At 37.2% G+C, this 10,080-nt stretch carries 12 protein-coding genes and 1 pseudogene; 6 read left to right on the top strand and 7 right to left on the bottom strand.

The window, feature by feature from the left end:
* Both AC4MRQ_RS22950 and AC4MRQ_RS22955 read right to left on the bottom strand, forming a co-directional pair.
* Positions 1-187 (bottom strand): annotated as a pseudogene (locus AC4MRQ_RS22950) (hypothetical protein); the annotation flags it as partial.
* A 247-nt stretch (positions 188-434) separates the two neighbouring features.
* On the bottom strand, positions 435-1,454 hold the full coding sequence (locus AC4MRQ_RS22955; RefSeq protein ID WP_491200067.1) for a branched-chain amino acid aminotransferase: 1,020 nt from the start codon (positions 1,452-1,454) through the stop codon (positions 435-437).
* Positions 1,455-1,701: 247 nt separating this feature from the next.
* On the opposite strand from AC4MRQ_RS22955, the gene AC4MRQ_RS22960 reads away from it, so the two are divergent.
* Entirely contained in the window at positions 1,702-2,379 is a 678-nt protein-coding gene (locus AC4MRQ_RS22960; RefSeq protein WP_491200068.1) for a Crp/Fnr family transcriptional regulator, read from the top strand.
* Between the two features lie 678 nt (positions 2,380-3,057).
* Here AC4MRQ_RS22960 and AC4MRQ_RS22965 read toward each other — a convergent pair.
* From AC4MRQ_RS22965 to AC4MRQ_RS22985, 5 genes are all read right to left on the bottom strand, one after another.
* Positions 3,058-4,179: a DUF3179 domain-containing (seleno)protein gene (locus AC4MRQ_RS22965; RefSeq protein WP_491200069.1), complete on the bottom strand. Its 1,122-nt coding sequence runs from the start codon at positions 4,177-4,179 to the stop codon at positions 3,058-3,060.
* Positions 4,180-4,181: 2 nt separating this feature from the next.
* On the bottom strand, positions 4,182-5,123 hold the full coding sequence (locus AC4MRQ_RS22970; RefSeq protein WP_491200070.1) for a transporter: 942 nt from the start codon (positions 5,121-5,123) through the stop codon (positions 4,182-4,184).
* A gap of 79 nt (positions 5,124-5,202) precedes the next feature.
* Positions 5,203-5,964, bottom strand: a complete 762-nt coding sequence (locus AC4MRQ_RS22975; protein ID WP_491200071.1) for a sulfite exporter TauE/SafE family protein — start codon at positions 5,962-5,964, stop codon at positions 5,203-5,205.
* A complete protein-coding gene (locus tag AC4MRQ_RS22980; RefSeq protein ID WP_491200072.1) occupies positions 5,954-6,607 on the bottom strand; it encodes a TatD family hydrolase in 654 nt (217 codons plus the stop codon). Before AC4MRQ_RS22980 ends, AC4MRQ_RS22975 begins: the two co-directional genes overlap by 11 nt.
* Positions 6,608-7,011: 404 nt before the next feature.
* Complete coding sequence (locus AC4MRQ_RS22985; RefSeq protein WP_491200073.1) at positions 7,012-7,332, bottom strand: hypothetical protein; 321 nt, start codon at positions 7,330-7,332, stop codon at positions 7,012-7,014.
* Between the two features lie 362 nt (positions 7,333-7,694).
* On the opposite strand from AC4MRQ_RS22985, the gene AC4MRQ_RS22990 reads away from it, so the two are divergent.
* The 5 genes from AC4MRQ_RS22990 to AC4MRQ_RS23010 form a co-directional block, all read left to right on the top strand.
* Positions 7,695-7,916, top strand: a complete 222-nt coding sequence (locus AC4MRQ_RS22990; protein WP_491200074.1) for a helix-turn-helix domain-containing protein — start codon at positions 7,695-7,697, stop codon at positions 7,914-7,916.
* Between the two features lie 4 nt (positions 7,917-7,920).
* Complete coding sequence (locus AC4MRQ_RS22995) at positions 7,921-8,670, top strand: BglII/BstYI family type II restriction endonuclease (RefSeq protein ID WP_491200075.1); 750 nt, start codon at positions 7,921-7,923, stop codon at positions 8,668-8,670.
* A complete protein-coding gene (locus AC4MRQ_RS23000) occupies positions 8,670-9,356 on the top strand; it encodes a BglII/BstYI family type II restriction endonuclease (RefSeq protein WP_491200076.1) in 687 nt (228 codons plus the stop codon). The genes AC4MRQ_RS22995 and AC4MRQ_RS23000 overlap by 1 nt, the downstream gene beginning before the upstream one ends.
* Entirely contained in the window at positions 9,353-9,811 is a 459-nt protein-coding gene (locus AC4MRQ_RS23005; protein ID WP_491200077.1) for a very short patch repair endonuclease, read from the top strand. The genes AC4MRQ_RS23000 and AC4MRQ_RS23005 overlap by 4 nt, the downstream gene beginning before the upstream one ends.
* A 55-nt stretch (positions 9,812-9,866) precedes the next feature.
* On the top strand, positions 9,867-10,080 hold a 214-nt coding region (locus AC4MRQ_RS23010), incomplete at its 3' end, for a helix-turn-helix domain-containing protein (RefSeq protein ID WP_491200078.1).

Below are 10,080 nucleotides of genomic sequence, written 5' to 3' on the forward strand. Positions count from 1 at the left end.
AGCAGGGCCCAACAACTACTAATAGTCGATTATCTTTTTTATGAAGTATCCGTTTAACTGCATTTTGACCATCAAGAATAGTTTTGGTAGTTTTATCAGTTAGCGGATATTGTTTTTTGAGCTCATCTGGTGTAATAATGGGCTCTTCAATAAAAATATTAAGGTTTTCAATTCGTAAGTCTGTCATGATTCTTGATAATTGAGACGTAAAGGTAGTTAAAAGCATAATAGCCTCGGTTCGATTTAATGAACCTTACTATCTTATAAGTTCTCTGAATCTAAAGTTTTATGTCGGATTGAGGTTAATAACTCATCGGATGAAGTATTTTAAAATATTAATATTTATCCGATAAGTCAAATATAAAAAAATGGATTTCGCTAAACGAAATCCATTTCTGCTTATCTGAATTCTTTAACTCTAATATTTGGATGTCCTACTCAACTACAGTTATCCATCCGTGAGTATCTGGCTCATCACCATACTGGATGGCGCGTAACTTGTTGTATAGCTTCTCCGATGTAGCACCTGGTTCACCGTTTTTACTGAATACGTATGAATTTCCAGCTTCAACATCATCAATTTGACCGATTGGGCTGATTACCGCAGCAGTTCCGCATGCACCGGCTTCTTCAAATGAGCCAAGCTCCTCTAAAGGAATTGGTCGACGTTCAACAGTCATACCCATATCTTCAGCCAACTGACACAAACTCATATTTGTAATCGATGGAAGAATGGATTCTGACTTTGGCGTTACATATGTGTTGTTTTTAATACCAAAGAAGTTGGCCGGACCACATTCGTCAATGTATTTTTTTTCTTTACTGTCAAGGAAAAGAACCGCTGAATAACCTTTGTCGTGAGCTTCATGACCCGCACGTAAGCTGGCTGCATAGTTGCCACCTACTTTGATGTTGCCGGTTCCAAGTGGAGCAGCGCGATCATATTTACGCGAGATCATCATGTTGGTCGGTTTAAATCCTTCTTTGAAGTATGGACCAACAGGCATAACAAACACCATGAACAAATACTCATCGGTTGGAGCTACACCAATTTTAGCACCAGTACCAACCAATAACGGACGAATATATAAAGAAGCGCCTGATTCATATGGAGGCACGAAACGTTTGTTAAGCTCAACAGCTTTCACAACAGCATTGACAAATATGTCTTCAGGTATTTCAGCCATCATGGTGCCGACTGCTGAATTATACATGCGTTTGGCATTTTCTTCGATACGGAACAGACGGGTTTTCCCATCTTTACCTTTAAAGGCTTTCAGTCCTTCAAAAGCTTCCTGGCCATAGTGTAAACCTGTTGCAGCCATGTGGATGCTAACCTGATCAGAAGAATGTACTTCCAATTCGCCCCATTTACCGTCGCGGTAATAGCACCTAACATTGTAGTCTGTCTTCATATAACTGAATGACAAGTCACTCCAATTGATATCGTTCATTTCGGTATGATTTAGTACAATTGTAATTTTTCTATATCTGCTCGTAAAGGTACAATAATCAACTTATAATTTAAATGACAAAAGGCAGCACTTACAATATATTTGAGTTCGGCTAACAGTCAATCAGTCAGATAGCAACTATTAAAATAATAGTGTATCTCGTAGCATATTGATTATTTTAATTTTTTTGAAAGGATTTGGATGTCTAAGCGACTAAGCTTTAGATGGTTTAATTGATATTGTAAAGATGGAAGCAGAATACGGTTCGAAACTATGGTATTTTGACAATTTCAACTTTCTGAAAGTGATGTCAAAAGAGGAGAAAATGGAGCTGAGTCAATGCTCTATAATGAAATTGGTTAAGCGGGACGAATCGGTGTATCTGCCTCATGATTTATCTTCTAAAATCTATTTTCTAAAAGAAGGAAGGGTTAAGATTGTTTCTTACTCGGAAGATGGTCGTGAATTAATTCATGCCTTGCTTCATCCTGGTCAGATATTTGGCGAGTTGGCATTGGCAGGGGAGAAGACAAGGGAAAGTTACGCCATAGTAACCGAAGACGCTACTATTTGCCAGGTGGGCATCGACCAGTTTGAAAGGATATTGAAAAACAATCCGCTTTTAACCCTCGAAGTGACAAAGCTGTTAGGTTTCAGGCTAAAACGTATTCGGACACGATTAGAACGCATGTGGTTTAAATCGGCTGAGGATCGAATTAAGTCGGTGCTGAACGAATTAAAAGAGGATTACGGTAAAACCTGTGATACCGGTATCGAGATTCCGCTTAGGTTGAAACATCACGAAATAGCCAGTCTGGCAGCTACAACCCGGCAAACAGCCAGTTCCATACTTGCTAAAATGGAACAGTCAGGGGTAATTAACTACAATCGTAAAAAGATCATTATTCGAAACGTTTCGGTTTAATCCTTAATTTTGCATGCAGATATCGCGGATTATCACTGAAAGTGCATTCACTCATTTGGGTGAATAAAAATCTGCGATAATCCTGTTGTTGAGGGACAAGTCTTGCGTAATCAGCGGGAAACAGAAAAACTTGCGAATCTTTGGTTACTATTGAATATGTATTAAAAGGAGCCGAAATGTCAGACGGCATGATGATGGAACTTGTCATTTCGACTCCGACGGTGACTCCGTTTTGTCGACCGTTTAACCCGGATTTTCCAATGCATATTGCGGGTTTAATTCAATCTCCTATTTTTTCAGAATGTAATTCGACTATGGTTAATGGTTTTCTCCGTTGTGCAAAAGCAAGCATTATTCCTGACAGACATGCAAATACAAGAAATATTACATCTGAAAGTGGTGCATTCTGATATTTAAACAGACACCAACTATTCGGCATACACATAACCAGATATTCATAGGCAACAAATAATGCCGGAAAGAGACAGTATCGTAACCAGTTTAGCCTTCGTGAAAGGTGTTTATTGATAAGGTGAAATATCATCAATAAGCCTAATAAAAGCAAAGTAATCTGGGCGATGCTTGTCAGGTTCAAAGTCAATTGTTCATGGAAGATCAGAACCGGAAAGAGGCTGATTATACTGAATATCCATGATTGCTTGTAACTTCTTGTAATCATCATTCCGACACAAAGCTTTCAAAACGATAAGCCCTGGCTTTACCATTGACAATTACCGCATGAACACGTTCCTTTTCGTGCAGTCTGAGATCATGATACTTAACCGGAAATATCAGGCTTTTATCGTTTTTGTAATTGTTATATGGATAGGTGCCATAATTACGCGAATGACCGGTATTGAAATTCATGACTTCCGATGCCGGATACAACTTTCTCCAGGTTGACCATTTGGTTTCAAGCACCATGTAATTTCGCGGTACCTGACCAACATATAATCCACTTATTGATTTGTTGAACAGTTGTGACCAGTTGGAGCTGCTTGTTCGGTCGTATGGAATAATATTGGTGTTGTATAGCAAGCCAGAAACACCAAAGGTGGTCATCGTTCCGCTTAAATTACGGTCCCATGCTGTTGCTGTCCCGGTTAAAGGGCAATAGATTATAGCATAATTAGTGCCCGAGAGTTGATCATTAACTATCTCGTGCCAGTCTAACACATCATGTGGATAAGCTTTTGTTTTGTCACCATTTTTATAACCAACCACAATGTCATTATCTGATAAGAAGGAAACCGAAGAAGAGGAATCGAAACGTGGGTTATCCACAGCTGGTATGCCGTCGCGACCAACTCCTCCTGATCTAACTTCATTTTGAGGTACCAGCCATGTGCCGGTTCCCACGATCTTTTCCCCTTCAAATTCACCTTTATCAGCTAAAGGATAAATTTCGATTCCCGGGTAAAAGGTGCCGAACGAAAACCAATACCCCATCAATGATTGAGTTGGTTTAAGCCGGTTTCCTTCACGAGGTCCACTGGTGGCAAAGCCAAAAATATCCCATGTATTTCCTTCATTGTCCTCCATAATATTGGGTAGTTCATCCTGAAGCGGTGTAAAGTTTAATTTAGTACCATTTAAGCGTCGTTCAAAAGACACGATGTACAGGTCGGCCACATTACCGGCCAATACTATGTCTTTCCCGTTAAATGAGTCTTCAATCACCACCACCTTGTCTGTTTTATTTTTTGGCAAGCCTGCTGAAGGCAAGCCGTCGTCTGAGTCTGATTTGCTGCAGGAGCCCATCAGAACAACCAAAGCTGTTAGTTTAATAAATCCCATCATAACTAGAGTATTTTAAAGTTTAATCCAATGTTGAGACGATATGTTGTTGTTAGTTGTGTTCCGTTGAGGTGCCGGTAGAGAGGAATTTCGCCGGATATAAAAAACGACCACTTAGCCCATGGTTCCACATTAATGCCGGGAAGCAGATTAAGCCAGTGTCCGCCGGTACCTGCTACAAAATCTCCATCTGCCTTATCTTCACGCGTATGACGATAACTGATAAAAGCAGAAGGCGTCAGGCTGAATTTTGAGAAGGCCTTGGTGTAGCTTAATCCGTTGTTAAGGAGTAATTCATTTCCAAATCGATAATCAAAATCTCCTTCAAAACGCTCTGCCGGTGTGGTATAGCGGAATCCGGCATTGACGAGGTAATTGAGTCCGGGTGTTTTAAACAGGTGTGATTCAGTATAAGCTAATCCGATAATTGCATCCAAAGAACCACTTCCGGGTTGAAGATCGGGTGAAAGAACGATACCAAATTCCTTATCAACCGCGTCAAACTTACCGGTTGGTAGTTTTGGCCCTGCAGCAATGGTTAATGAACGTTTCAGGTTTTTTATGGGGGTATATTGTGCCAATAGTATCAGGTCACCAAGGCCATTGGATTCCTCTTTATTGGTGCCGATGTTACTGATGATTACTCGTTCTTGTTTGACGTAGGAAGTTAAAAGGTTAATCGACCACTTTTCATTGATCCCATATATAAGTTGTAAAAACATCGTTTGGGTGATGCGTTCCCGGCTATCGTCGTCTAAACGACTTGAACCATCATATAATTGATTCAGAAAATTATAGTCGTAGCTTAGCTGTAAACCAAGACTTTTGCTTCCCGGAGCCTGTATCCCCAGGTTAGAGATTAAAGGCGTCCCACCAGAACAACAGGTTTGTGCTTCAATGTTTATCAGAAACCCAAATGATAGAAATATGACGAGATGGCTTTTCATGGCTTACCTGATGGTATATTACAATAATACGCGATTAGGCAAGCGAAATTTGTCGGCTACATGACAAATGCTGTATTAATTAGAAAAACAATAAAGTAGCTGATATTAGAATAATCGTATAAATCAGGTATCTGTATGGTTTTTCGGGAATATAACCAACGATTTTTTTACCAATAAAAGAGCCTGATATCAAAACAGGGAACAGCACAAGATTTAATTGTATACTTTGCCAGGTTATAGTTTGCCAGCTAAAAATATGAAAAGGGATTTTACTTGAATTTAATATCATATAAAACCAGGCACCAGTTCCTATATAAGCCTCCTTAGGCAGGCGCATTGATAACAAGTATAGGTTAAAAATTGGTCCCGCAGCATTACCAATCATGGTGGCAAAACCTCCCATCAGCCCCAGCGATCCGCTAAATATTTTTGAAGAGGAAACGTCTTTTTTGCCCTTAAGCTCATTAAAAAGCAACAGGCCAAGGCAAATTAAAATAGCTGCACCCATGGTATGCTTAAACTGGGTATCGTTGATTTGTTTGCCGACGAAAACCGCTACCAAAATACCAATAGCCGCCCATGGAATCAATTGTAGTATTAACTTAATCTTTCCCTTCTTATAAAAAAATCTAAGTGCCATTAAATCACCCATTAATAAAAAAGGTAAAAGCAAACCGGCTGATGCTTTACCACCATACAAATGTGCCAATAAAGGAATTACAAACATGGACATGCCTTTCAATCCACTTTTTGAAATACCTACACAAAAGGCACCAAGAACAGTTAGCCCCCAGGTGGTCCAGTCGGTGTTAAGGGGATTGATAATGCTTTCAATCGACATTGAATAGATACTTAAAGTTATTTTTAATAATTACTTGTAATTGGGATTCTTCAATATTAAGTAATTCTGAAGATTTACGGTAAACAGATGAGATGCTCAATTGAGGATCGTCATCAGTTTCCAAAAATAGCCGATTGGTTGGAATAAAGGGTAATACCTGGCAGGCTTTTGATCGATCATTAAGCAATGCCTTACCAAACGAGAAGTAAAAGTCATGCCTTAGGGCTTGCTCCGCAGTTTCCTTTGAGGCATTAAAACCATGAAATATCCAGGCTTGTTTGGGGAGAAAATCTTTACGTAGTTTGATAATGTCAGAATAGGCTTTTACACAATGAATTATTAAAGGTAAGTGAAGTTCTTCTGAAAGTTTAATCTGAGTCTTGAAAAACTCCGTTTGCACATCCAATGCCGGACCTTTTAACTTATCCAAACCACATTCACCAATAGCAACAAGACGCTCATCATATACAAGGTTTCTAAGCTTTTTTAACTCTACATCACTGCTTTCACCAACATACCAAGGGTGAATGCCTGCCGAATAGAGTGGAGGAGGCTGATCAGGCTTCGAATGAATATCCACATTAACGACTTCAATACCGTCATGATTCTTATCTGGATGATGCGTATGCAGATTAATATACATTGGATGCAAATTATTCCGCAAGATAAGGGTTTTGAGTTAATGCATTATAGCTATGTGGAATGGCTGGGCAATTGCATTTAATGTTGCTGCGTTATATCTGGTACATTTTACCGACATGAGCAACGTAGTTTGGGTACCCATTGGCATAAGTGGAGGATTGAAAAATTTGATATCAAGCTGTAAATCTTTAAATTTTTCCCGTAACGATGCCATAATGGGTAAACGAGTGCTTTAGTCGGCGGCTTTTTTCTCACCTTTTTGAGCTGGAGGCAAAAAGGTGAAGCCTCAACGGCTTGAGTTGGAAAAGGAATTTTTAAATGCAATTAGCTTGGTGGAATGGGAGAGAAGTAATGGTTGAAAGCTACTTTATGAAGTGAAGAAATTACAAACTCCGACGAGTGAGGTTAATCTTTTTGCTTAAAGTCTATTTTTAGCCCACCAAACCATTTTGCAAAGATATTATAAAGAATAGCCTCAACGATCCCTAATAAAAACCCAGCACCTGCAAATATAATTGGCATACCAATTAGTGCTCCAAATGCCAACACTGTTCCATAACTTAATCCTGGTGTTTCTGTTGAAGTCATCCATCCAATAGTTACAATTGCATCTATGATTAATCCGCCAAATGAATACAGAATGCCGCAAACTAAGCCAATAAGTACACCCAGGACAGCTTGGAATTTAGCAAAGGAGAGAATACCTATCTTCTTTATTTTTTTCATTACTCTAAATTACGACAATTATTAGACGATGATAATAGGCGTCATAAATGACTCATAACACCTCCTTTGTTATTAGGTGATACATTTTGTTTTTGTAATCATTTTCCATTGTTAGATATCTACCCAATTCATGAATTTATCACAGGTTATGCATTAGATTATGGTTTTCGTTGTGTTTACATTATTTGTTCACATTGAGATTTATGTATATGTATAATGCCTCATTTGTTTGTTTTTGGAATAAATAATTCCGATTATCGGATCAAATACGCTGATAGTCGGACAGTTTCCAAAATAGAAGTTCATTTTTTTCGGGAAAAGATGTCTGATTCGGTAAATTTGTGTTCTTAAAATCAGATCAAATGACCGAGTTAGGATTATATCTTGCAAGGAAATCAGTTAATCGCTCTGACGTTGCCAGAAAGACTGGTATTAGTAAAACAAGGCTTAGTGAATTGTCTAATAATACTAGTACAAAATTAAGAGTTGATGAATTGTATTTGATTGCTTTAGCAATTGATGTTGATCCATGCGAAGTGCTAAATACAATTTGTAGGGAACTAAGGTTAAAGTCAGAAAACTAATGAAATGACTAGCAATTTTTACGAAAATTCAGATGTAATAAATATTGATGGGTATGAGATTTACTTTACTCGTTTTGCCGACTCAATTATAAAAGATCATTTTCAAGAAGCTGTAAGTGAATTATCTGAAGTATTGAATAGATTTAAGTTTACGGAAACTCAATTAATGTCTGCAGGTGGTAGTCTAAGTTCAATTGCAAAAAGTCTTAGAGACAAACTCTATGAATATGACTGGATTGAAGTTAAAATTGAAAATGAGCATAAAGTTAAAGATAAGGTATTAACATCGGAAAGCCACAAAATAGATCATTACAAAGAATTTGTGAAAGGAAATATTGGATTGGAAATTGAATGGAATACTAAAGATCCGTTCTTTGATCGAGATCTCGAAAATTTCAGAAAACTTCATCAAGTTGGAGAGTTAGCTTTAGGAATAATTATTACGAGAGGGCAAACTTTACAAGTTGAATTACTCGATGTTTATAAAAGGTATCTTAGCAGTATTTATCCATACTCAAAAGATGATCTATCAAAGGCTTTAAATCTTTCTCAAAAAGCTGAAACAAGAATTCAAGAGTTTATTGAATTGGATAAAGAAAATTCGATTAACTCAATTGCAAAGTATTTATGTAGTTCTAAGTATGGTACTTCAACTACACATATGAGTAAACTTATTCAAAGAGTGGATAGAGGTGTAGGAGATCCATGCCCTTGTATATTAATTGGAATAGAAAAAGAAAGAATAACAGAATAATGGATTTCGAGATTTATAGTTACAGGTTTGCTGAGGAAATAATTGAGCATCCTAATTATTCGGTTGCGATAAATGAGATTACTCGGATCATAAGAGATTGTCCATTGTATACCTGGCCGAATAAATCAGCTAAGAATCCTAGATTAGATGTAGTACAGCAATTACTGAATGCTTATTTCGATGTTAAATTTGCATGTCTAAATAACTGGGACTTTCATCCAAATGCAACATCGATTCCTGGCTCCAGTTTGAAAGCTGATTTTAGGAAGGCATTTAATAACCTTTCGATACAATCCGAAGTTCAATTTGGCAATATGTCCAGATGGTATTCTGATGTTTTTAAATTTCAAACAGCCTACTCACAAAATATGGTAGACATGGGATTGTGTATAGTTCCTTTTCATGAACTAGCTAAAAGAATTGATTCGAATGTTACGTATTATGAGAGATGTATTAAAGAGCTCCCCTCTGCTGACCTTTCGATTACTTTACCAATACTAATGATAGGTATAAAACCAGATAATAATACAACTGTCATAAATGTCTCTCAATCAGCTTTCAATACTGTAAAGGATATCACTGGACAAGGAAAATCTGATAATTTATACCGGGTTGTTAATTCTTGCTTGGCAAATACATCGATTCAGAATATTTCTTCTGCCTCTCCAATAGGTAATAGGCCATGATGAAACTTGATGATAAGAAGGAATATATAAGAGATAAACGTTCTCCAATACCTTCTTCAGAGTTGGCTTCAAAAGTGATGAGTTCCATTAGAGCGAAGAACACTAAACCTGAAGTTATTTTCAGGAAGTTGTTATGGTATAATGGAATAAGAGGTTATAGATTACATTGGAAAAAAGTTGAAGGTAAGCCAGATATTGCTTTCGCCGGAAAGAAAATAGCAATATTCATCAATGGGTGTTATTGGCATAGGTGTCCTAAATGTGATCTACCATTACCTAAATCAAACACTGAATTTTGGAAAAAAAAATTTGAGAGAAATGTTAATCGGGACAAAAGAAAGATTTTCACACTTCGTGAGATAGGGTGGAAGGTTTTCGTTTTTTGGGAATGCGAAATAAAGTCTGATCCAGAGTTGCTTATAGAAAAAATAAGAGTTATCATGAAAGATTATTGATAAAATAAAACTTGATAAATTTTATCAATACGAATTTTATCAATAAATTGGCTGCATGAAAACCTTTGGAGAGTTAATCAAAGAACTTCGGGAAAAGGAAAATTGGCCACAACGTAAATTGGCTCATGAGCTTGATGTTGATGTTTCCGTTTTGAGTAGAATTGAGAATGAAAATAATTTTCCTAAAAAAAGAGTTCCTGAAATAATAAAAACTATTTCAAGATTATTTAATCTTCCTGAAGATGAGTTAAAGCAATGTTATTTAAGTG

The sequence above is a fragment of the Carboxylicivirga sp. genome (assembly GCF_982718395.1).